Source organism: Micromonospora lutea (assembly GCF_016863535.1).
Classification (GTDB): domain Bacteria; phylum Actinomycetota; class Actinomycetes; order Mycobacteriales; family Micromonosporaceae; genus Micromonospora; species Micromonospora lutea.
The window spans coordinates 117,911-139,752 of sequence record NZ_BOPB01000007.1 but is presented as its reverse complement, the minus strand read 5'-3'; the positions used below and the strand labels follow the sequence as shown (position 1 = coordinate 139,752).

The following is a 21,842-nucleotide window of genomic DNA, read 5'->3' as shown; positions in this document are numbered from 1 at the left end:
TGCTCCACGGCTGCGCAGTGCCCACACCACTCGACGGTAGAGAATCGGCCGCCGTGGCGGGCCGAAAGTGGGCGTGGCCGGGCGATCACGCCCGGCCACGCCCACGTCAGAACCCTGGTCAGTTCTTGATTTCCTTGCGCCCGTTTCCGGTCGCGCTGATGGTGACCCGGCGAGGCTTGGCCCGCTCGGCGACCGGGATCCGCAGTGTCAACACGCCGTTGTCGTAGCCGGCCTCAAGCTTGTCGGTGTCGAGGGTGTCGCCGAGGAAGAGCTGGCGGCTGAAGACGCCCATCGGACGCTCAGCGGCGACCAGTTCGACGTTGTCGCCGGCGGGGCGGCGACGTTCGGCGCGGACGGTCAGCACGTTGCGTTGCACCGTGCAGTCGATGCTCTCCGGGTCGACTCCGGGCAGGTCGAAGGCGGCGTAGAAGTAGTCACCGTCGCGGTAGGCGTCCATGTGCATGACGGCCGGGCGGCTGGTGCTGCCGAAGAACTGCTCGGCGAGCCGGTCGATCTCACGGAACGGGTCGGTGCGCATCAGCATCGGGTACCTCCTCGGTTCTCCTGGCCGAAGGATCCTTAGTTGAGTCTGGTCGACTCAACTTCCACTTCTTGTTTAGCTCGTCCGTCGCCCAGCGTCAAGTCGGCGGCTCATCGGACCGGTCGAGACCCCCGACCCACCGATGATCGACGGCTGACCGTACGGCTCGCCGATCTGCCGCTCAGGGACCGTCTGGTGGATTCCGGTCCTGGTGGTCGCGCTCGACAATGTCAGAGTGACAACGGCGACGCCGCAGGCACGAACCGGTACGCCAGAGCACCCGCCGCCCTCCGGCCCCGGCCCCAGAGCGGCCGGACCGTGGCTGGTCGCCGGTGCGGTCACGCTGGTCCTGCTGGCGCTGGCCGCCCGTTACGGCTACCACCGCGACGAGCTGTACTTCCTGCTGGCCGGCGACCACCTCGACTGGGGGTACGTCGACCAGGGCCCCCTGGTGCCGGCTCTGGCCCGGCTCGCGGACACGGTCGCACCCGGCAACCTGCTGGTCCTGCGGACACCGTCGGCGCTGCTGGCCGGCGGTGCGGTGCTGCTGGTCGCGGCGATAGCCCGGCAGTTCGGCGCCGACCGCAGCACCCAGACGTTCGCCGCCCTGCTCGGCGCCACGTCGGGGATCGTGCTGTCCACCGGCCATCTGCTCAGCACCACCACCGTCGACCTCGTGGTCTGGTTGGCCGCCGCACTGTGTACCGTGCTGCTGCTGCGCACCGGCGACGGCCGATGGGCCCTCGCCGTCGCGTTGGTGCTCGGTGTCGGCATGGCCAACAAGCTGCTGCCCGCGCTGCTCGCGGTGGGACTGGTGGCCGGAGTTGCGCTCGCGGGGCCACGCCGGCTGCTGCGCGACCGCTGGGTGCTGGCCGCCGCCGGCCTGTACGCGCTCCTCGCTGCGGCGAGCCTGGCCTGGCAGGCGGTCAACGGCTTTCCCCAGCTGGGAGTCGCGGCGACGATCGCCGACGGGGACAGCTCCTACAGCGGCCGGCTCGACGCCCTGCTGCTGCACTTCGTGATCATCAGTCCGTTCGTGATGCCGATCTGGGTGGCCGGGCTGGTGGCGCTGCTGCGCCGGCCGCAATGGCGCGGCCACCGGGCGCTCGGCTGGGCCTGGCTGGTCGTGTCCGGCATCGTGCTGCTCGTCGGCGGCAAGGGCTACTACGACGCGCCACTGTTGCTGGTGCTCACCGCGGCCGGGGCGGTCATCGCCGCCGGCTGGGCGGCACGCGATCGGGTACGCCGAACGTTGCTGGCCGCGGTCGTCGTGCTCGCCGCCACCAGCAACGCGGTGCTGTTGCTGCCGGTCCTGCCGGCCGACCGGTTGCCCGACTTCGTCGTGGCGGTCAACTACGACGCCGGGGAGACCATCGGTTGGCCGGCATTCGCCGATTCGCTCGCCGCCGTACACCGCGCCCTACCTCCGCAGGAGCAGGCCCGCGCGATCATCCTCACCGGCAACTACGGCGAGGCGGGCGCGGTGGCCCGCTACGGCCCGCAGCGCGGGCTGCCCGCCGCGTACTCCGGGCACAACAGCGTGGCCGACTTCGGCCGGCCGCCGGACGGGGCCGACGTGGCGATCGCCGTCGGCTGGTCGCGACCGGACCGGCTGCGGGCCTGGTTCACCGACGTCACCCCGGCCGGACGGGTGGACCTGGGGGTGGCGGTGGACAACGACGAGAACGGTGGGCCGATCTGGCTGTGCCGTGGGCTACGGCGTCCCTGGGCCGACATCTGGGACACCGAGGTACGTCACACGGGGTGAACGGCGGCCGCGCGGACCGCCACGGCGAGTTCGTCGGGCGGGTTAGGGTGCTGCGATGGGTACCCATTCCGCCGCGGTCGAGGCGCTCAAGGCAGACCCGCGCATTGCCTCCTTGCGCCGCTCACTCGAGGTCTACTACGGCAATCCCGACCGGGACACGGCGATGGACGCCTTCTATGCCCGCTTCGTCCGCCCCGGCGACCTGGTCTTCGACATCGGTTCGCACGTGGGAGACCACATCGGCAGCTTCCGCCGGCTCGGTGCCCGGGTCGTCGCCGTCGAACCGCAACCGCTGTGCCTGCGGGCGTTGCGGGCCATCTACGCCGACGACGACCAGGTCACGCTAATTGAGGGAGCCTGTGGTGCCGAACCGGGTCGGATCGGTTTTCTGGTCAACTCGGCGAACCCCACCGTCTCCACCGCCTCCACCGACTTCGTCGCCGCCGCGGCCGGCGCGGGCGGCTGGGAGGACCAGGTCTGGGACGGCCGGATCGAGGTACCGGTGACCACCGTCGACACGCTGATCGCCGAGCACGGCACGCCGGCCTTCGTCAAGATCGACGTGGAGGGCTTCGAGGACGCCGTGCTCGCCGGGCTGAGCCGACCGCTGCCCGCGCTGTCGTTCGAGTTCACCACGATCGGACGGGCGGTCGCGCTGCGCTGCCTGCGCCGGCTCGCCGCGCTCGGCTTCGGCGGGTTCGACCTCGCCCTGGGCGATGACAAGGCGCTGGCCCTCGGGCGGTGGGTCGGTGCCGAGGAGATGGCCGCGTACCTGCTCGCGCTGCCGCACGAGGCCAACTCCGGCGACGTGTACTGCGTCCCCACGGCATCCTGATCCGGCGCAGCGCGACCCCGTTCCCAGCGGTACGGCTGCCCGACGTCCGGTCAGCCGCGGCGGCGGGCCCGGGCCGCCCAGATGGCGTACGCGGGATCCCGGTCCAGGTTGTGCCGGTCCCGGTCGTAGCGGCGGGTGGTGCGCGGGTCGGCGTGGCCCATGGCGTCCTGCACGTCCTCCAGCGGCACCCCCTCGGCGCGGGCGGTGGTGGCGAAGGCGTGCCGCAGGGAGTGCGGCGACAGCCGCGCCCACGCGGGAATCCCCGCGCTGCGGGCGAGTCGTCGGACCAGCCGGAACACCGAGTGCCGGTCGAGGCGGGCACCGCTGGCGGTGGCCAGCAATGGACCGCTCAACTGCGTCACGTCCACCCGCTGCGCGGCGGCCCGTTCGGCGAGGTACGCGTCGACGGCGTACGCCGTGCCCGGGGTCAACGCCCGGCGGCGTGACCGACCGCCCTTACCGACGAACCGCACGCTGCGGTGCCCCCGCTCGGCACCCAGGTCGTCCAGGTTCAGCGAGACCAGCTCCCCCACCCGCAGCCCCAGATCGGCGAGCAGGGCGACGGCGGCACGGTTGCGGGCGGCGGTCGGGCCGGTCTCCGCCTCGGCGGCCGCGAGCAGCGCGTCCACCTCGTCCGGGGTCAGACCGACGGTGACCGAGTGGTCCCGATCGACGCGCGGCCGGTCGGCCCCGGAGACCGGATTGGACTCGACCGCCCGCAGCTTGACCAGGAAGTCGTACCAGCTCGACAGCGCGGACAGTTTCCGGGCGACGGTCGCCGGCGTCAGCGGACGTCCGGTCCGCGCGGACAGGCTGCTCTCCAAGGTCCGGCCGTACTCGTTGACGTGCAGGAAGTTCGCGCGCAGCGGATCCAGCCGACGCAGCTCGCACCAGGCCAACCACCCGGCGACGTCCCGACGGTACGCGTCACGGGTGTGCTCGCTGAGCCGGCGGTTGCGCAACCATGCCTCGGTCACGGCATGGGGCCCACCGGGCAGGGCGGGGTGGATCGGGGGGTGGTACCGCACCGGGGTGTCGGAGGAGCGCATGTGAAAAAGGTTCTCAGCTCCGGTTGAGGTACGCGAACAGGCGCGCCGGCAGAAATTGATCATCCGATCGGGCGTCGCGGCGCGGCCGGGTAGCGGGCGCATTCTCTCCGGCACCGGCGCGCATCCACCGGACAGCATGGCGGCGACCTACCCTGACGTGGTGCTGTCTGAGATCAACGGCCTGTCCCGACACTTCACCGAAGACACGCTGCGGGCGTACCTGCTCAGCCGCACGACGCGAACCGACAGCGGATGCCTCATCGTGCGCGGCTACGGCAGCCGGCGCGGCGTGTACCAGAAACTCGCGGGCCGGGCGTGGGCGCACATCGCGGCGTACGCGGTCTTCGTCGGCGGCTACGATCCCGCCCTCGAAGTCCACCACGACTGCGGAGTCCCGGACTGTATCGAGCCGACCCATCTGCGCCAGCTCAACCACGCGGACAACTGCCGGCAACGAACCCAGCGCCTGCGCTGCCGCAACGGTCACGAGCGGGAAACCGAGCCCGGCACCGACCGCCTGCGACGGGTCTGTCGCACCTGCAACCGCCTGGCGCAGAAACGCTGGCGTGAACGCCAGGCGGCCGAGGTCGCCGAAGCCCGCACGGCGTACGGTCGAGGGCCGTCCTGACCCGGCCACGGCCTCCGGCGGGGGTTACGGTCGGATCACAGCCTTGACGATGCCGTGGTCGCGGCTGGTCATGAGCGTCTTGATGAGCGCGGGCGCCTCATCGAGGGTGGTCTCGTGGTTGAAGATCGCATCGGGATTGAGCAGTCCGTCGGCGATGTAATCCATGATTGTCTGTGCGGGGCCCACATCCGCGAGTCCCGTCCACAGGTTGAGGCCGTTTCTCAGCGCGCCGGCGATATCGAAGCTGACAGGCTTGTGGGGAATCCCGATGATCGACAGGAAACCCTCCGGGGCGAGAGAGTCGATCGCCGCCTGGAAGGTGGCTTCCACGCCTGCGCAGTCGATCGCGGCATCCACGCCCACGCCGCCGGTGATGCGCTGCAGCTCCTCGCGCGGATCGGCGGCGGAGATGACGTCGGTTGCTCCCATCTGCCGGGCGATCTCGAGGCGTTCCGGCACGAGGTCGATGGCGATCAGCTTCGCGGGCTTCCAGATCGTCGCGTAGTGGATTGCCGAGAGCCCCACCGGGCCGCAGCCGAAGACGGCGATGGTGCGTCCCTGCTGTGTCACCGCCTTGGTGACGCCACCGGCTCCGGTGGTGAGTGCGTCGGAGATCGCGAGTGCGGACTCGTCGGACACGTGGTCGGGTACCCGAATCATGTCGCGGGCGGCGAAGGGGATTCGCAGCCGCTCGGCATGGGAACCGGCGAAGCCTCCGTACGTCTCGCCGCAGCCGTAGACCCCGCCGAACTGGCAATGCGCGTAGTTCCCGCGGCGGCAGCTCGCGCAAACGCCACAGTACGGAGCTGGGGAGACTGTCACGCGGTCGCCGACAGAGAAGTTCTTCACCGCGGAGCCGAGTTCACGGATACGGCCCACCATTTCATGGCCGAGGATGAATCCGGTGTCCGGCACCAGGTCCCCAGAGACCACGTGCAGGTCGGAGCCACAGATGGATGTCGCGATGACGTCGACGATGGCGTCGGTGGGCTCCTGTATCACCGCATCCGGAACCTCCCGGACCTCCGTCTCGCCCGGCACGCTGTAGATCAGTGCCTTCATGACTTCCTCCTAGGCTCCCAGTGCCGAACGAACGGACCGCTCTCAGCATCGCATAGAGATCACGACCCCGCCGTGCTTGTGCGGGTCGCGCCGGCCACGATCAGCCACCCGCGGAACACCGGATCAGGGGACGATGACGGCCCGTCCGCGGATCTTGCCCTCGTGCAGGTCGCTGTAGGCGCGCACGGCGTCGTCCAGGGGATAGGTGACCGTCTGGATAGAGACTTCACCACGGTGCGCCATGTCGACGAGTTCGAGCAGTTCCTTGCGGCGTCCCCACAGAGAGGTGCTCACCTGTGCGTCGTACGGCGCCGTGAGCAGGCTGACCCGTGCACTGCCACCGCCGGCGCCGACGAGAACGACCGAGCCGCCCACCCCGACACAAGCCAGTGCGAGATCTCCGGTCGCGTCGATCCCGACGAAGTCGAACACCACGTCCGCTCCGCGACCGTCGGTGGACTCCTTGATCCGGTCCGCCGCCTCAGGCTTGGACTCCAGTACCTCGTGGGCTCCCATCTCGGCGGCGAAGGCAAGCTTCTCCTCGCCGAGGTCGAGCGCGATGACGCGGGTAGGAGTCAGCACCCGAAGCAGCTGAATCGCCACGTGCCCCAGTCCTCCAGCACCGATCACCACTGCGCTGCTCCCCCCGACGAGCTTCGGCAGCACCTTCTTGATGGCCTGGTACGGAGTCAGGGCCGCGTCAGTCAGAGAGGCCGCCTTGACCGGGTCCAGATCCCCAATGGGCACCAGGTGGCGTACATCGTCGACCAGCATGAACTCGGCCATGGCTCCGTCGCGACCGAGTCCCGGAGAAACCATGCCCGTCAGGCAGAGGTTCTCGGATCCGTCGGCGCACATCCGACACACGCCACAGCCCCAACAGCCGTAGACGATCACGCTGTCACCGATCTGCACGCCGGTCACGCCGGCGCCGAGCTCCTCGACGACGCCCGCCGGTTCGTGCCCGAGCGTCATCGGCAGCGGGTAGGGATACTGCTCCGCGCTGTAGCTCATGACGACCTCGTCGGAGTGGCACAGCCCCGAGGCCGTAACTCGCAGGAGAATCTCACCCGGACCAGGAGTGGGCTTGTCAACCTCCCGAAGCTCGGGAGGATTTCCGACCTTGGTGTATTGAACAGCCTTCATGGGACCTGCCCCTCAAAGCTCGCGGATTGCTGTCAGTCAAGCACTGGACCGTCCGCCGTGTGAAGATCGTGCATTGCACCGACAAGATCAGCCAGGCCCTTGACGTCACCTGGCGTCAGCCCGGGGCGAGGACGCAGAAGTCGTTGCCCTCCGGGTCGGCGAGGCACTTCCACGACACGTCGTCGCTCTGGCCGACGTCGATGACGGTCGCACCGAGAGTTGTCAGCCGGGCCACCTCCGCCGCCTGGTCGTCACCGGCGTACGGCTTCAGGTCGAGATGGACCCGACTCCACCAGGTCCTCGGCTGCGGCGTACGAAGGAACTCCAGGTACGGTCCGACGCCTGCGGCTGAACGCAGCCGTGCATGGTCGTCGGTCACCTCGTGCAGGGTCCAGTCCGTCGCCGAACCCCAGAACCGGGCCATGGCTCGCGGATCCGCGCAGTCGACCACGACCGTGGCTATCGGCCCGGTGTCCCGGTAGATCTCCCGAGGCTCCAGCACGCAGAACACGTTGCCGTCCGGGTCAGCCAACACCGTCCACGGGACGTCCCCCTGGCCCACGTCGGCGGGCGTCGCACCGAGATCCATCAGGCGGCCCACCAGCTCCGCCTGATGAGCCTCGGACGTGGTGGCGAGGTCGAGGTGCACGCGGTACCGCACCGTCTCCGGGTCCGGCACGCTGACGACGTCAATGCAGACAGCGGTCGGGTCCGGCCAGGAGAACCCGAGGGGTTCGATGTTGGTCACGCCGGGTCCCTCGCTGGAGACACCCCAGCCGAGCGCGTCCGCCCAGAACTGGCCGAGGGCTGCATCGTCGCGAGCCTTGAAGTTCACCTGTACGAGCCGCAATGCCATGCGCCCCACCCTAGGTGCAGGCAGATCGGCTCCGAGCGCCCGATTACACCAGCGTGAGTCCTTACGCACATTAACAGTCATTATGATGTGCGTACGGTATGCCCGATTTCTGGGCAATGTTTACTGGATTGATGTAACCGGTAATCCAGTAATTGGGTAAGGGTCGTCGATGGTGCACCGATGAGGTTTCCGCGCCACCGCCGTCGGTACGGGTGGGATCGACTCACGAGAGGCTGCCACTGATGCGGAAACTGATCTTCGGGATGAACGTGAGCCGGGACGGCTACATCGCCGCCCCCGGCGACGACCTCGGCTGGAGTGTGCCGAGCGAGGAACTGTTCCAGTGGTGGTCCGACCGGGTGGGGGCGACCGACCTGGCGCTGTACGGGCGCAGGCTGTGGGAGACGATGAGCTCCCACTGGCCGACCGCCGACCAGCAGCCCGACGCCACACCGGCCGAGGTCGAGTACGCCCGCCGCTGGCGGGACATGCCGAAGGTGGTGTTCTCCTCCACCATCAGGACGGTCGACTGGAACGCCCGCCTGGTCACCGGTGACGCGGTCACCGAGATCACCCGACTCAAGGCCGAAGACGGCGGTGCCATGGACATCGGCGGGGCCACCCTCACCGCAGCGGCCATACGGGCCGGGCTGATCGACGAGTACGTGCTGGCCACCGCACCGGTCCTGCTGGGCGGCGGCACACCGTTCTTCACGGCCCTGGACAGGTGGGTGAACCTGAACCTGCTGGAGACGCGGACGTTTCCCGGCGGCGTGGTACTGACCCGATACGAGACACGGCGATGAGCACGGGCATCACAGTGTCGGGGGCAGACCCAGCCACCGTTTGTCGGTGACGTCGAATCCGGTGAGTTCGGCGATCTTCCCGTCGACGATGTGCAGGACTGCGATGGTGACCAGCCGGTACTCCGGGTCATCGGGGGTGCGGAGGTACAGCACGGCGGCGGGCATGCGGTTGAGCGTCGCGCTGACACAGCGCCAGTCGTCGTAACCGCGCTGGAAGAGCCCGTGGGCGACCCAACCCCCCACCGCCTCCTTGGCCGTCGTGGTCCAGGTGCCCGGCTCGGGCGGCATCGCGAACCGTGCGGCATCCCCCGCGCGGACCGCCGCGATGAACGTGTCCTCCACCGGCGCTCGCCGGTCAGGCGCCAGCGTTGAGCCACCCACTGCTTGGATGGAACTGCAGCGTGAGGAGGTTGTACCAGCCGTAGCGGGCCTTACTGGCTGCCGTATTCGGCCCTTGGTACTGCGCACCGAACGATGCCGTGCCGTAGCCGGTGGCCAGTCCGGAACCGCCCATGAAGTAACCCCGATAGCCATCGGTTGCGGTGACCATTCCGGAGTTGGAGATTTCCACCCCGGACCTGATCCATCCGCTCTGATAGCTGTACTGCCCCGTCAGTGGACTGTAGAGGGCTGCGCGACCGTTGTTGCCGCTGGAGAGGGTGCAGACCCACACCGGGCCGTACCCGGTGCCGAGCGACGTCCAACAGCGTCGCTCCGCAGCGGCGGCGGGCGTGGCCACCAGCGCGGGAAGCAGCAGAATGGGGACGGCGATGAGCAGGTGCACGAATCGGCGGATCATCTGTTGCCTCCCCGACTGAGAGTAAGGAGACGATATATCGCCGGTCATCACTTGACAAGCGTTCTGACCTCTTGCCACGCGGCGATACCGGCGACGACGTGACAGGGTTCAGACGGACCGTCACGACGGGCACTGGCTAGACGTGGAGGCGCTGTCGGGCGATCCGTTGCCCGTGCTCGATGTGTCTACTAGGGTCGACCGGGTGACTGCCGGGTCGGCCATGGGCCACGAGCGGACGGGGTACCCGGCCCGCCGGTGAGGTGTACGCGGGCCCGTGGCCCGCCGCCCTCCCCCATCATCGTGCTGCGCCCATCTTCGCGGCGCTGCGTGCCCTACCCCGCGCCGCTTCAGGCGCGATCGTCGCCGTGGCCACCGGCGTTTTCGACGTGGCTGACTCCTGCCGCAGCAGAAAGCAGAGCATGCCGAACGACTTCAACCAGCAAATCATCAACGAGTTCCGGGCCAACCAGGGCCGGGTGGGTGGCCCGTTCGAAGGTTCCCGCCTGATCCTGCTCACCACCACCGGGATCCGCACCGGCGCCAAGCACACCACTCCGGTGGGATACCTGCCCGACGACGAACGGATCCTGGTCATCGCCTCCGCCGGGGGCGCCGACAGGCATCCGCAGTGGTACCGCAACCTGGTCGCCGACCCGCAGGTCACCGTCGAGGACGGCGTCTTCACCTACCCGGCGCGCGCCGAGGTGCTCACCGGCGCCGAGCGGGACCGCCTCTTCGCCCGGGCCGTGGCGGCCGACCCCGGCTGGGGCGAGTACCAGGCGATGACGTCGCGGGTCATCCCGGTGGTCGCCCTGCACCAGCTGGCCGCTGGTCCGCCGGACGCGCCGTCGTGGGGCGCGGCGCTGAAACTGGTCCACGACGCGTTCCGGCGGGAGCTGGCGCTGATCCGCGCCGAGATCCACCACTCCGGTCCGACGCTCGGCGCCCAACTGCGGGTGAACTGCCTGCGGCTCTGCGGCGGTCTGCACACGCACCACACCACCGAGGACAGCGGCATGTTCGTCGGCATCGGCGCGCAGCGACCGGAGCTGGCACCCGTGCTGGACCGGCTGCGCGCGGAGCACCGGCGGGTGGCCGAACTGGTGGCCCGGTTGCAGCAGACGCTCGCCGCCGACGGCGCCGACCGCGACCAGGTCCGCGAGCAGGTCGACCAGCTCATCGCCGAACTGGAGGCGCACCTGGCGTACGAGGAGGAGCAGTTGATCCCGGTGCTCGACGGGACCGGCTGAGCGCCTGGTCCGCAGTCGCGACGGGGAGCGCGGGCCGGGTTGGCGGGGTCAGGCGGCGCGCCGGCGGAACGGAAACCACGTTCGTCGGCGCGCCGGCGACCGCGGTGCCTCGGCGGGTTCGGCGGGGGCGGTTGCGGCACGGCGGTTGCTCTGCCAGCGCTGTACGACGGTGTCGGCGTCGACCGGGCGCACCACCACCCGGGGCCCGGACGGGTTGCGCAGCCAGGCCAGCACCTCGGCGTTCAGGTCGGCCACGCACGCGCGTACCGCCTGTTCGGTCGGCAGATCGCGGACCTCGTCGTCGAGCTGCTCGATGCGGCGGCGCAGCAGCAGCGGGGTGGGCAGCAGCAGGTCGCTGGGGATCTGCTCGCGTTCCAGGAAGCTCTTGATCCACCAGGACTCGTCGTAGGGCAGCCCTCGTCCGGCGAGCGGCTTGCCCGCGCCGGGCAGGTTGTCGAACTCTCCGCGCTGCTGGGCCGACCTGATCTGCGCCTCGACCGAGGCTTCCCACCGCATCTCCAACCTCGCCACCTCCCCGGACAACCGTAACGTGACCGCCATCTCCCGATGGCGCAGCGTTACCGGCCCGGCCGGCATTCCCCGCTGGTCTACGCTCAGGCACACAGTGAGACGGGGGCCACGGGCATGGTGAGTACGGCGGGAATTGTCGGAATCGCATTGGTTGCCCTGGGGATGGTGCTGACGCCGGGGCCGAACATGGTCTATCTGGTGTCGCGCTCGGTGACCCAGGGCCGGCGGGCCGGGTTGATCTCACTGCTCGGGGTGGCTGCCGGGTTCGCCGTCTACCTGGGCGCGGCAGTGGCCGGCATCGCCACCGTGTTCGTGCTGGTGCCGGCGTTGTACACGGCGGTCAAGCTGGCCGGCGCGGCGTACCTGCTGTGGCTGGCGTGGCAGGCGATGCGCCCGGGCGGGCAGTCGCCGTTCACCCCGACGCCGCTGCCGCCGGATCCGGCCCGGCGGCTGTTCGCCATGGGCCTGGTCACCAACCTGCTCAACCCGAAGATCGCCATCCTGTACGTGTCATTGCTGCCACAGTTCATCGACCCGGCACGCGGCAACGTCGCCGGCCAGAGTCTGCTGCTGGGGCTGACCCAGATCGCCGTGGCGTTGACGGTGAACGCGCTGATCGTGCTGACCGCCGGTGGCATCGCCGGGTTCCTCAGCCGGCGGCCGCTGTGGCTGCGCGCCCAGCGGATGGTGATGGGCACGGTGCTGGCGGCGCTGGCGGTGCGGATCGCCGCCGACCGTTCACGCGCCGCCGTCGCCACCGGCTGAGCCACCGGCTGGGTCAGCGGCGGATCCCGCTGGTCACCGCGTCCAGCAGGCGCTCCAGGACCGCGCGGGTGGGCAGCTGCGACAACAGGTGCGCGACGCTACGGTCGGCGTACCGCCGCTCTTCCTCGCCGCGGGCGTCCAGGGCGCCGCGCACCTGTTCGCAGACGTAGTTGGCGAGGCTGGTGACCGTACCGCGGAATGCGGCCAGGTCCAGCGGCGGTAGGGTGCCCGCCGTCGTGCGATAGCCGTCGACCAGGGCGCGCGCACCGGCCACGTTGACCGTTCCACCGGGGGCCACAGCCCAGTCCAGCAGGGCGTTCGCCAGTTCCCAGCCGGGTGGTTGGCCACCAGCGTGTTCCCAACCGACGACGACGAGCCGGCCGTTCGCGGCCAGCCGGGTGCTCGACGGGCCCAGGGTGTTGTGGCAGAGCACCGGTTCCGGCAGTTCGGCGTCGCCCCCGATGCCGTCGAGGTCGGTCAACGTGGCTACGGCGGCGGCCAACGCCGGAGCCCAACGAGCGTGGCGTGCCGCGGCAGCGGCAGCCAGGTCGGGCCAGCCTTCGGTGGCCAGCCGGGAGGCGTGCCAGGGGCTGACCCGACCCACCGGCAGCCTGAGCCCGTGGATCGTGGCGAGCACGCCGCCGACCGCCCGGGTGACCGACGAACGAGCCGGTGCCAGCAGCGGCGGGCCGGAGTGCCGCCAATGGCAGACCCGCCAGCGGTGCCCGCCGATCGTCTCCACGATCTGTCCCGCGCGGCTGCGCACCGGCGCGGGCAGCAGAATGCCGGCGGCCGCGGCGGCCCGCTGCAACGCCACGTCGGTCTCGGCGTCGACGATGGGCCACCAGGTGTCCATCGTGCGCACCGCCCAGCGGCCCCGGTCCGTCACCAGCGACCACCGGCGTCCCATGTCGTCGGCGCGGGCGACAGTGCGCATCTCGGCGACCACGTCACCGAGGCCGTAGCAGTCGGCGATCGCGCGGGCCAGCGACACCGCAGCGGTCTCGGCCCGGCCGCGCATCCGGTCGACCTCGGTCCTCAGGGCTGTCCAGCTGGGGAAGCCGTACTGCTCGGCCAGCCGGGTCTGCGCGACGGTCAGCGTCGCGGTCGGGTCGATGTCGCGCAGGCCGGCCAGCAGATTCTTGGCCTGCTGACGCAGGTGGTCGAGGCTGGGGTTGTCGGGCAGATCCTTCACACGGCACCTCGCTTCTCGCCCGGACCCGCACGGGCGGAAATGAGCTTCGGTGTCCGTCGCTCGAATGAGGTGGTGGGGGTGGCTTCAAGCCTACCGGCGAGTCTCGACGCGTTCCCGACGCGCTGCCTCGACACTAGCCAGCACTGGTCGACGGATCAACCCTGGTGCTCGCGGAGCACCGCGACACCGCCAGGCGGCAGGGCCACCGCGTCCTCGACCGGTGTGGCGCGGAGCAACTCCCAGCCTCGTGCCGGTACGCGTTGCTCGCCGTCGGTGTGGTTGAGCAGGAACAGCCAGCTCGTGTCGGCGTGGCGGCGGCGGACCGCCTCGACGCCCTCGGGTGCGCCGGGGCAGACCGGGGTGACGCCGGCCGCGCGGGCGGCGGCGTCGAGCAGCCGTCGGTAGGTGGTGTCGTCGGGGCGGGTGGACAGGTACCAGGCGGTGCCGTCGCCGACCCGGTGCCGGGTGACGGCGGGCATCGCGTCGAGGACGCCCCCGACGTAGGAGAGGATGGTCTCGGCGCCGCTGAGGCGCAGTGTCTCGGCCCAGATCCGTCCCGTGCCGCCGTCATCGAGCCGGACGTGGTCGTCGACGGCGAGCGGGTGGAACTCCTCGGCGTGGACCCCGAGCAGGTCCCGAAGCGCGCCGGGGTAACCGCCGAGGCGTACCCGGGCGTGTTCGTCGGCGACGCCGCTGAGGTAGGTGGCCAGCAGGTGACCGCCGGCGTGGACATGGTCGCCTAGCCAGCGGGCGGTGGCGTCGTCGATCAGGTAGAGGGCGGGCAGGATGAGCAGCCGGTACCCGTCGAGGGGGTCGCCCGGAGTGACGGTGTCGCAGGCGTGACCGGCGCGCCAGAGCAGGCGGTGCGCGGCGGCGAGTTCGTCGTGGTGGTCCGGCAGCGTCGACGGCAGACCCGGATGGCGTAGCGCCCAGGCGCTGGCCGCGTCGACGACGAACGCCACCGACGCCTCGACGTCGCCACGGACCTCGGTGAGCCGGCGCAGCGCGGCGCCGAGTGCGACGGTTTCCCGGAACACCCGGCTGCCCGGTCCGGCGTGCGGCACCAGGGCGGAGTGGAAGCGTTCGGCGCCGCCGACCGGTGCCCGCCACTGGAAGAACAGCGCACCGTGGGAGCCGCGGGCGACGTGGGCGAGGCTGTGCCGCAGCATCCGCCCCGGCTCCTTGGTGTGCATCCGCCCGGCGGTGTGGATCTGGTTGGGCGCGCTCTCCATCAGCAGCCACGTCGACGCCGCGGACGACGGGGTGTGGGGGCGCTGGGCGGCGGCGTGCCGGGCCCAGCCACGGGCCAGGTCGGCGGCGAGCGCAGTCTGTTCCTCGGCGCCGCCGTCGACGGCCGACGGATAGTGGTCGACGGCGACCAGGTCCACCTCGGTGGACCAGCGGGCGTGGTCGACCGGTACCCAGTCGCCGAGCACGTAGTTGGTGGTGACCGGCAGCGCCGGGTTCGCCGCCCGCAGCAGGTCGCGTTGCTCGGTGTACGCGGCGAGCAGGGTGTCGGACCAGAAGCGACGGAAGTCGAGCAGTTGACCGGGGTTGGGCAGGTACTGGGTGGTCCGGGGGGTGCTGATCTGCGCCCAGTCGGAGTAGTGCTGGCTCCAGAAGCTGGTGGTCCAGGCGTCGTTGAGGGTGCGCAGGTCACCGTGGCGGTCGGCCAGCCAACGCCGGAACGCCTGGGCGGCGTGCTCGCAGTGGCAGGTGGTGCCGTACTCGTTGTGCACGTGCCAGCCGGCCAGCGCCGGGTGGTGGGCGTACCGGTCGGCCAGGGCGGCGGCGATGCGCAGGGCGGCGGCGCGGTAGGCGGGGGCGGCGGCGCAGTAGGTGTCCCGGCTGCCGTGGTGCAGGCGGATCCCGTCGGCGGTGACGGGCAGCGCACCCGGGTGGGCCAGGGAGAACCAGGGCGGCGGCGAGGCGGTGGGGGTGGCCAGGGCGACCCGGATGCCACTGGTGTGCAGCAGGTCGAGCACCCGGTCGAGCCAGTCGAAGGTGTACCGCCCGGGTGCCGGTTCGAGCCGGGACCAGGCGAACACCCCGACGGTGACGAGGTTGACCCCGGCCTGACGCATCAGTTCGACGTCCTCGGACCAGACCTGCGCCGGCCACTGCTCCGGGTTGTAGTCACCGCCGTAGCAGAGCGGGCCGTCGGTCCACATCACCATCACCCGCCCGACTTAGTTGGGGATGCATCCAAACTATGGATCATCTCTACGCATGTCAACCGCCCGCCATCCGGCCACATCCACGATCATCGTTGACAGTTCGTTGGGTAATTAAAGAAACTGACGGCACCGCCACGAACCCCCGTCGAGGAGAGCTGATGCCGTACCGTCCGCCGTTGGTGCCCTACGAGACCTTCGTCGCCGACCCACCCGACCTGCCGGTGCGTGCTCCCGGTGAGAGCGGCCCGGCCGTGGTGAGCCGGGCCGAGGTCGCCGGCACCGACGCACACGGTGCGACCGTCAAGGCCGTGCTGGCCGACGGGGTGACGGCGGTGGTCCGCGTCGACGCGGCCGGCGACGGGATGATCCGGGTACGCCTGGCCGAGGATCCGCAGGCCCGCAGCCGGTCGGCCCGGCTGATGCCGCTGGTGCACCCGCGTCCCCACCCCGCCACGGTCACCGTCGACGACCGGCAGGTACGGGTCGACGCCGGTGCGGTGATCGCCGAGATCCGGCTCGACCCGTGGCACATCCGGTTCCTGCGCCCCGACGGTTCGCTGCTGCTGGAGCAGGACCCGGGCACGGTCGACATCAGCGGTCGGCGGCGCACCCTGCCGTTCGGGCACTCCACCACCGACGGGGTCCGAGTCGCCTGGCACGAGAGCTTCGTCGCCCCCGGCGACGAACGCTTCGTCGGTTTCGGCGAAAAGTTCACGCCACTGGACAAGCGCGGCCAGCGGGCCCTGATGTGGAACTTCGACGCCTTCGGCAGCGAATCCGACCGGGCGCACAAGAACATCCCGTTCTACCTGTCCAACCGGGGCTACGGGATCCTGGTCGACAGTGGGCTGCCGGTCCAGTTCGACGTCTGCCAGTCCACCCACAGCGCGGTGCAGATCCTGGTCCCCGACGACCTGCTCGACTATTACGTGCTGGCCGGGCCGACCCCCGCCGAGGTGCTCGACCGGCTGCACCAGTTGACCGGGCAGCCGTACCTGCCGCCGCGTTGGGCCTTCGGCACCTGGGTCTCCTCGGGTTTCTACCCCGACAGTCAGGAACGGGTGCTGGAGCGGGCCCGACGCATCCGTGAGCGCGACATTCCCTGCGACGTGCTGCACCTGGACTGCTACTGGCAGGTCGCCGGCAACTGGTCGGACCTGCGCTGGGACGCCGAGGCCTTCCCCGATCCGGCCGGGATGCTGCGGACCCTGACCGAGCAGGGCTTCCGGGTCTGCCTCTGGATGAACCCCTACCTGATGACGGCCAGCCCCCTGTACGCCGAGGCCGACGCGGCCGGATATTTCCTGCGTCGCGCCGACGGCAGCACGTACGTCGCCGACGTGTGGCACGGCAGTTACCCGGCCTCGGCCATCGTGGACCTGACCAATCCGGCGGCGGTCGACTGGTTCACCGGGCTGCTGCGACCACTGCTGCAGCAGGGCGTGGCGGTGTTCAAGACCGACTTCGCCGAGGGGGTGCCCGCCGACGCGATGGCCCACAACGGGATGAGCGGCGTCGAGCTGCACAACGTGTACGCCCTGCTGTTCAACGACGTGGTGGCCGCTGTCACCGAGGAGGTCGCCGGTCACCGGGCGGTGTGGGCGCGTTCGTCGTATCTGGGTGGGCAACGGCACAGCGCGCAGTGGAGTGGCGACGTCAACGCCACCTGGCCGGCGTTGGCCAGCACGCTGCGGGGCGGGCTGTCGCACGGCCTGTCCGGCGTGCCGTTCTGGAGCCACGACACCGGTGGCTTCCACGGCACCCCCGAGCCCGACCTCTACGTACGTTGGTCGCAGTTCGGTGCACTGTCGCCGTTGGTCCGGCTGCACGGCACCACCAGCCGGCTGCCCTGGGACTTCCCGGCCGAGGCGGAACGACTCGCGGTGGCCGCGTTGCGGCTGCGCTACCGGCTGATGCCGTACCTCTGGTCCGCGGCGGTGGCGGCGGCCCGCACCGGCGTACCGATGATGCGGGCCCTGCTGGTCGACACCCCGCAGGATCCGACGGCCTGGACCACCGACCTGCAGTACCGCCTCGGCACGGACCTGCTGGTCGCGCCGGTCACCGACGCGTCCGGGGAGCGTGACGTGTACCTGCCCGTCGGCGACGACTGGTTCGACGCCGCCACCGGCGAGCTGTATCCGGGCGGCCGGCATCTGCGGGTGCGGTCGCCACTGGACCGGATGCCGTTGTACGTGCGCCGGGGGGCGGTGCTGCCGCTGGTCGCGCCCGAGGCCACCGTCGGCGACGGACCGTTCCGGAACGTGACCCTGGTCAGCTGGGGGGCGGCGGACGGCGACACCGTCGTGCACGATGTGGATGGTGACACGATCGTTGAGGCGATCCGCGACGGCGACGAGTTGCGGATCCAGACCCGGGGCCCGCTGCTGGTGGGGCAGCTGGCGCTCGCGGGGGTCGGTGAAATCGACCGGCCCGCCCGGTCACTGCTCAACGGTGCGGCGGTGACCGTCGTGCCTTTCGCGGGGTTCTTCCCCGCGCAGGGCTGACCGTTCCGCGTGGCGCCTGGCTGGACGGAGCCGGGCGCCGCGCGGACGGGGGCCACCCTGGCACGGGTGGTCAGCCCTTCACCGCGCCGGTGATCACGCCCTTGGTGAAGTGACGCTGCACGAACGGGTAGATGATCACGGCCGGGATGACCGTCACCACCACCACCGCCATCTTGACCGCGAGCGTCGGCGGGTACGCGGTCACCCCGGGCAGGCTCACCGCCGCGCCGGAGACGTTCGGTGACTGCCCGGCCAGGATGTAGCTCTGCAACACCCGCTGGAGCGGGAACTTGTCGTTGGAGTCGATGTAGAGCACCGCGTTGAAGTACACGTTCCAGTAGCCGACGGCGTAGAAGAGCCCGACCACGGCGATCACCGCTTTCGACAGCGGCAGCACGATCCGGGTCAGGATGCGTAGCTCGCCGGCACCGTCGATGCGGGCGCTGTCGAGCAACTCCGCCGGCACGTTCATGAAGAACGCCCGGATCACCACCAGGTTGAACACGCTGATGGCGCTGGGCAGGATCAGCGACCAGAGGCTGTCCTTGAGCCCCAGACCGGTGACCACCAGGTAGCTCGGCACCAGCCCCGGGAAGATCAGGAAGGTGAGCAGGAAGTAGAAGAGCAGCCCCCGGTGGGCCACCGAACCGGGTCGGGACAGTCCGTACGCGGCCAGCACGGTGAGCACCAAACTGACCGCAGTACCGAAGACGGTGATCAGGGTGCTGACCCACACCGCCCGGGTGACGTCACCGCCGCTGAAGATGGTGATGTACGCCGACGGGTCGATCTCCCGGGGGATCATCACCATGCCGCCCGCGTCGTCGATGGTGCCGCGTGAGGCGAGGCTGGTGACCAGCACCGCCCAGAGCGGCACCAGCACCGCCGCGACCAGCAGGGTGAGCACGACCCCCTTGCCGATGGTCAGGGACGTCGAGGGGCGGCCCGCCCACACCGGACGCCCGGGGTGGCGTCGTCGAGGTGGTGGCGCGGGTGGCCCCGCCGTGGTCGGTGCCGCCGGCCCGGCACCACTGATCTGTGCGGTCATGATTTCGCGTACACCCCCTGCTCGCCGAGTCGGTGCGCCACCTTGTTCGCGGTGAGGATCAGCGCCAGCCCGACCACCGCCTTGAACAGGCCCGCGGCGGCACCGAGCCCCCACTGCTGGGTGCTGATCGCCTGGTAGTAGACGAACGTGTCGAGCACCTCGGCGGCCTGCCGACCGACCGCCTCCCGTTGCAGGATGAACTGCTCGAACCCGACCGACAGCGCGTCACCGAGCCGCATGATGAGCAGCAGCACGATCACCGGGCGCAGGCCGGGCAGGGTGATGTGCCACAGTCGCCGCCACCGCCCCGCGCCGTCGGCCGCCGCCGCCTCGTACAGGTTCTGGTCGATCGCGGACAGCGCGGCCAGGAAGACGATCGCGCCCCAGCCGAGGTCCTTCCAGACCGCCTCGGCGGTGACCAGCACGATGAAGGTGTCCGGATTGGTCATGATGTTCCACGGCTCGTAGCCGGCCTGGCGCAGTTCCTGAGCCAGCAGTCCGGCCCCGCCGAACATCTGCACGAAGAAGGTCACCACCAGCACCCAGCTGAAGAAGTGCGGTAGGTAGACGACGCTCTGCACGAAGCCGCGTAGCCGAGCGGAGACGACGCTGTTGAGGATGAGCGCCAGCAGGATCGGCAGCGGGAAGAAGAACACCAACTGGAAGGCGGTGATGCTCAGGGTGTTGCGGACCGCGTCCCAGAACAGCGGGTCGCGGAAGAGGGCCTCGAAGTTGCCGAAGCCGATCCACTCGCTGTTGAGGAACGCGTCCAGCGGGCCGTCGCCGACGAAGGGGTTGTAGTCCTGGAAGGCGATGACGTTGCCCAGCGTGGGCAGGTAGTGGAAGACCAGCAGCAGCAGCGCCGCCGGTGCGGCCATCGCCAGCAGCGGCCAGTCGCGGCGCAGCCGGGCCCGCAGATTGCGCCGACCGCCCCGCCGGGGACGCCGCGGTGACGGCGTACGCCCGGCGGGTGGTCGCGTGTCGACGGGGGCGGGGGCGCTCACGACCGCACCCCCGCCGCCGGTCGGCGGCTCGTCAACGGCCCGTTCATCGGCCGTTGTCGGCGAGCGCCTTCTCGTGGAACGCGCGGCCCTCCTCGCCCCCGGTGTCCAGGAACTCCTTGCGGACCTGGGCCAGGTCGCTGACCGGACGCCGGCCGCGCAGGATGTCGAGGATCTTGTCGTCGGTCGGCTGGATGATCTTCGACCAGTTCGCCGGCAGTTCCAGCTTGATCCCGGCGAACAGGTCCTGCTCCATCTGGCCGATGTGGTTGCGGTAGTACCCGATGTAGTCCTGCACGTAGTTCGGGGTGTCGCCGCTGCGTACCTTGACCGGCACCCGGCCGCCGATGTGGGTGTACTGCGCGCCGAGTTCCTTACGGCCCAGCTCGGTGAGGGCCGGCGTGCCGTCGGTGCCCCGGGTGAAGTGCTGCCCCTCCACCCCGTACTCGCGCAGTTCGAACTCCCGGCTGCCGAACGGGGCGGCACACCAGTTGAGCACCCGCAGCAGCTTGTCGACCCGTTCGGCGGGCAGGTCCTTCTTGAGGAAGGTGTAGAAGATCGGCTTCTCGCTGCCCCAGATGACCGGCTGGGCGCCCTGCGCGCCGAAGACCGGCAGCGGCTGCATGTCGAAGGTGGGCAGCTCCTTGACCCGTTCGCTCTGCATGCCCTGCCAGGCGCCGAGCCCGTCGCGGTACATCAGGATCTTGCCGGAGTTGAACAGCTGTTTCTCGTCGGCGCCCTTGCTGGCCACCGTGTCCGGGTGCACCAGTCCCTCGGCGAACAGCCGGGCGGTGAACGCCAGCGCCGCCTCGTAGGCCGGGTCCTCGAACTTGTGCTGCAGGCCACCGTCGGGCTTCTTGCGCCAGGTCTGGTGGCAGCCGAAGTACTGCTGGATCATCTCGAAGACGCTGCCGAAAGCCCACACACCCTTGGCCGGGTCGGTGGCCTTCTTGCCGAACTCGTACAGCTCGTCGGGGCTGGTGGGGGCGGCCAGTCCGGCGGCGCCGAGCAGATCCTTGCGGTAGAACATGGCCCACGCGAACGGGCCGTCGGTGGGGAACGGCACGGCGTGGAGCCGCCCGCCCCAGACCGAGTACTCCCAGGCGCCGCTGGGCAGTGCCGCCAGGTACGGGTACTTCGCGGCGTTGTCGCCCTGGAGGTGGTCGGTCAGGTCGGTGAACAACGCCTTGACCGCGTCGGAGAACCGGGCGACCTTGTCCACCTCCCAGTTCGGCGCGGACAGCAGCTCCGGCACGTCCCGGGCGCCGAGCATGGCGTTGAGTTTGTCGGCGTAGGTCAGACCGTCCTGCAGGCTCGGGTTGACCTCCACGCCGAGCTTGCCGTTGACGGCCGCCAGGTAGGAGTTGCGGCCCAGCGGCGGCGGGGTCGGGCCCCACCACGGGCTCATCGTCCGGATCGGCGGGCCACCCCGGCCGGGCGCCTCGGTGACGGCGTCGACCAGTTCGGTCGGGTACGTCAGGTAGCCGTCCGGGATCGGGCCCTCGCCGGGGAGGTCCGGTTTGAGCAGCTCGGCCCGCTGGTAGGTGGGCAGCACCGCCTTGATGGCGTCGGCGCTGGTGGCGCTGCCCTGGCTCCCGGCTTCCTTGCTGCAACCGGCCAGGGCACCGCCGCCCACGGTCGCGGCGGCGCCGAGGCCGAGCAGCCGCAGCATGGTCCGTCGGTCAGTGGATGCGCTCGGCAGGGAAGGCTTCACGGCGCACTCCCTTCGTCATCGGTAACGGTTTGCGGAGCTGACGGCTCGGGCTAGGATTAGTTGGGGTTCTAGCCGAACAAACTAATCGACGGTAATCCGTCCCACAAGACAGGGCGGGCGGCCTGGTCGGTCCCGCCAGCGCGGTACGCGATGATGGACGCGCG

Annotated in this window: 20 protein-coding genes; 7 read left to right on the top strand and 13 right to left on the bottom strand. The window is 70.3% G+C overall.

Translation table 11 applies throughout. The features are described 5' to 3' along the window. Positions 1-118: 118 nt before the first annotated feature. Positions 119-544, bottom strand: a complete 426-nt coding sequence (locus Vlu01_RS07400; RefSeq protein WP_203995784.1) for an Hsp20/alpha crystallin family protein — start codon at positions 542-544, stop codon at positions 119-121. Between the two features lie 232 nt (positions 545-776). On the opposite strand from Vlu01_RS07400, the gene Vlu01_RS07395 reads away from it, so the two are divergent. Together Vlu01_RS07395 and Vlu01_RS07390 are read left to right on the top strand one after the other, a co-directional pair. Beyond that, a complete protein-coding gene (locus tag Vlu01_RS07395; protein ID WP_203995783.1) occupies positions 777-2,309 on the top strand; it encodes an ArnT family glycosyltransferase in 1,533 nt (510 codons plus the stop codon). Positions 2,310-2,364: 55 nt separating this feature from the next. Continuing rightward, positions 2,365-3,144, top strand: a complete 780-nt coding sequence (locus Vlu01_RS07390) for an FkbM family methyltransferase (protein ID WP_203995782.1) — start codon at positions 2,365-2,367, stop codon at positions 3,142-3,144. Positions 3,145-3,194: 50 nt separating this feature from the next. Here Vlu01_RS07390 and Vlu01_RS07385 read toward each other — a convergent pair whose 3' ends face one another. Then, entirely contained in the window at positions 3,195-4,193 is a 999-nt protein-coding gene (locus Vlu01_RS07385) for a tyrosine-type recombinase/integrase (protein WP_203995777.1), read from the bottom strand. Between the two features lie 160 nt (positions 4,194-4,353). On the opposite strand from Vlu01_RS07385, the gene Vlu01_RS07380 reads away from it, so the two are divergent. Next, complete coding sequence (locus Vlu01_RS07380) at positions 4,354-4,821, top strand: HNH endonuclease (protein WP_203995768.1); 468 nt, start codon at positions 4,354-4,356, stop codon at positions 4,819-4,821. 24 nt (positions 4,822-4,845) lie between these two features. Here the strand turns inward: Vlu01_RS07380 and Vlu01_RS07375 are convergent, their stop codons facing one another. The 3 genes from Vlu01_RS07375 to Vlu01_RS07365 all read right to left on the bottom strand — a co-directional run bounded on the left by Vlu01_RS07375 (position 4,846) and on the right by Vlu01_RS07365 (position 7,885). After that, positions 4,846-5,883, bottom strand: coding sequence for a zinc-dependent alcohol dehydrogenase (locus Vlu01_RS07375; RefSeq protein WP_203995766.1), 1,038 nt, complete (start codon positions 5,881-5,883; stop codon positions 4,846-4,848). 123 nt (positions 5,884-6,006) lie between these two features. Further along, positions 6,007-7,029 (bottom strand): NAD(P)-dependent alcohol dehydrogenase, encoded by a 1,023-nt coding sequence (locus Vlu01_RS07370; RefSeq protein WP_203995764.1) that lies wholly within the window; start codon positions 7,027-7,029, stop codon positions 6,007-6,009. A gap of 115 nt (positions 7,030-7,144) precedes the next feature. Beyond that, positions 7,145-7,885 carry a VOC family protein gene (locus Vlu01_RS07365; RefSeq protein WP_203995763.1) on the bottom strand — a complete coding sequence of 247 codons (741 nt, stop codon included), beginning with the start codon at positions 7,883-7,885 and terminating at the stop codon, positions 7,145-7,147. 242 nt (positions 7,886-8,127) lie between these two features. Here Vlu01_RS07365 and Vlu01_RS07360 point away from each other — a divergent pair, with 242 nt between their 5' ends. Next, positions 8,128-8,691, top strand: coding sequence for a dihydrofolate reductase family protein (locus Vlu01_RS07360; RefSeq protein WP_203995761.1), 564 nt, complete (start codon positions 8,128-8,130; stop codon positions 8,689-8,691). Between the two features lie 9 nt (positions 8,692-8,700). Here the strand turns inward: Vlu01_RS07360 and Vlu01_RS07355 are convergent, their stop codons facing one another. Then, on the bottom strand, positions 8,701-9,033 hold the full coding sequence (locus tag Vlu01_RS07355; protein ID WP_203995756.1) for a sigma-70 family RNA polymerase sigma factor family protein: 333 nt from the start codon (positions 9,031-9,033) through the stop codon (positions 8,701-8,703). A gap of 13 nt (positions 9,034-9,046) precedes the next feature. Further along, positions 9,047-9,490, bottom strand: a complete 444-nt coding sequence (locus tag Vlu01_RS07350; RefSeq protein WP_203995754.1) for a hypothetical protein — start codon at positions 9,488-9,490, stop codon at positions 9,047-9,049. A gap of 419 nt (positions 9,491-9,909) precedes the next feature. Here Vlu01_RS07350 and Vlu01_RS07345 point away from each other — a divergent pair, with 419 nt between their 5' ends. Beyond that, positions 9,910-10,740, top strand: coding sequence for a nitroreductase/quinone reductase family protein (locus Vlu01_RS07345; RefSeq protein ID WP_203995753.1), 831 nt, complete (start codon positions 9,910-9,912; stop codon positions 10,738-10,740). A 48-nt stretch (positions 10,741-10,788) separates the two neighbouring features. Here Vlu01_RS07345 and Vlu01_RS07340 read toward each other — a convergent pair whose 3' ends face one another. Then, a complete protein-coding gene (locus Vlu01_RS07340) occupies positions 10,789-11,301 on the bottom strand; it encodes a DnaJ family domain-containing protein (RefSeq protein ID WP_203995746.1) in 513 nt (170 codons plus the stop codon). An 84-nt stretch (positions 11,302-11,385) separates the two neighbouring features. Between Vlu01_RS07340 and Vlu01_RS07335 the strand changes: the two genes are divergently transcribed. Further along, entirely contained in the window at positions 11,386-12,036 is a 651-nt protein-coding gene (locus Vlu01_RS07335; protein ID WP_203996007.1) for a LysE family translocator, read from the top strand. 13 nt (positions 12,037-12,049) lie between these two features. Here the strand turns inward: Vlu01_RS07335 and Vlu01_RS07330 are convergent, their stop codons facing one another. Continuing rightward, entirely contained in the window at positions 12,050-13,231 is a 1,182-nt protein-coding gene (locus tag Vlu01_RS07330) for a phosphotransferase (protein WP_203995745.1), read from the bottom strand. 155 nt (positions 13,232-13,386) lie between these two features. Continuing rightward, on the bottom strand, positions 13,387-15,408 hold the full coding sequence (locus Vlu01_RS07325; protein ID WP_373307303.1) for a beta-galactosidase: 2,022 nt from the start codon (positions 15,406-15,408) through the stop codon (positions 13,387-13,389). 158 nt (positions 15,409-15,566) lie between these two features. Here Vlu01_RS07325 and Vlu01_RS07320 point away from each other — a divergent pair, with 158 nt between their 5' ends. Next, positions 15,567-17,915 carry a TIM-barrel domain-containing protein gene (locus Vlu01_RS07320; RefSeq protein WP_203995743.1) on the top strand — a complete coding sequence of 783 codons (2,349 nt, stop codon included), beginning with the start codon at positions 15,567-15,569 and terminating at the stop codon, positions 17,913-17,915. Positions 17,916-17,985: 70 nt separating this feature from the next. Here Vlu01_RS07320 and Vlu01_RS07315 read toward each other — a convergent pair whose 3' ends face one another. From Vlu01_RS07315 to Vlu01_RS07305, 3 genes are read right to left on the bottom strand one after another with little or no spacing between them, the layout of a single operon-like run. After that, on the bottom strand, positions 17,986-18,963 hold the full coding sequence (locus Vlu01_RS07315) for a carbohydrate ABC transporter permease (RefSeq protein ID WP_203995742.1): 978 nt from the start codon (positions 18,961-18,963) through the stop codon (positions 17,986-17,988). After that, positions 18,960-19,967 (bottom strand): ABC transporter permease, encoded by a 1,008-nt coding sequence (locus Vlu01_RS07310; protein WP_203995741.1) that lies wholly within the window; start codon positions 19,965-19,967, stop codon positions 18,960-18,962. The genes Vlu01_RS07315 and Vlu01_RS07310 overlap by 4 nt, the downstream gene beginning before the upstream one ends. Positions 19,968-20,010: 43 nt before the next feature. Further along, a complete protein-coding gene (locus tag Vlu01_RS07305; protein WP_203995740.1) occupies positions 20,011-21,678 on the bottom strand; it encodes an extracellular solute-binding protein in 1,668 nt (555 codons plus the stop codon). Positions 21,679-21,842 lie beyond the last annotated feature (164 nt).